Here is a 531-nt window from a genome sequence, read left to right as displayed (position 1 = left end):
AGGAGCCAGCCGCCTAAGGTGGGACAGATGATTGGGGTGAAGTCGTAACAAGGTAGCCGTATCGGAAGGTGCGGCTGGATCACCTCCTTTCTAAGGAAACTGAAGTTCTACGAACTTCATAAAAAGATGCTTTGTATTATGTTTAGTTTTGAGAGAACTGATTGTTCTCGAATTAAATAGTTGAATGGGCCTATAGCTCAGCTGGTTAGAGCGCACGCCTGATAAGCGTGAGGTCGATGGTTCGAGTCCATTTAGGCCCACCATTCAATTAAATATCTTACGGGGCCTTAGCTCAGCTGGGAGAGCGCCTGCTTTGCACGCAGGAGGTCAGCGGTTCGATCCCGCTAGGCTCCACCAATTTTGCTGATGAAATCTTCATTGATTGAAATCAGTTATTTTGTTCCTTGAAAACTAGATAACGTAACAAAACATTCATTGAAGTAGTAATAGTTCTTTTATAATTAACTTAGGTTAAGTTATGAAGGGCGCACGGTGGATGCCTTGGCACTAGGAGCCGATGAAGGACGGTAC

The 531-nt window shown here is 44.8% G+C and carries 2 tRNA genes and 1 rRNA gene; all 3 read left to right on the top strand.

Features of this window, described 5'->3' with window-relative positions:
* Window positions 1-90 (top strand): 16S ribosomal RNA (locus DZB84_RS24700); the annotation flags it as partial.
* 96 nt (window positions 91-186) lie between these two features.
* Window positions 187-263: transfer RNA gene (locus DZB84_RS24695), tRNA-Ile, on the top strand.
* 18 nt (window positions 264-281) lie between these two features.
* Window positions 282-357: transfer RNA gene (locus DZB84_RS24690), tRNA-Ala, on the top strand.
* Window positions 358-531: the final 174 nt, after the last annotated feature.

It is taken from the genome of Bacillus sp. HNG (assembly GCF_003400205.1).
GTDB lineage: Bacteria > Bacillota > Bacilli > Bacillales > Bacillaceae_L > Ferdinandcohnia.
Note: the sequence above shows the minus strand (reverse complement) of the source record. Positions and strands in the feature narration are given on the sequence as shown.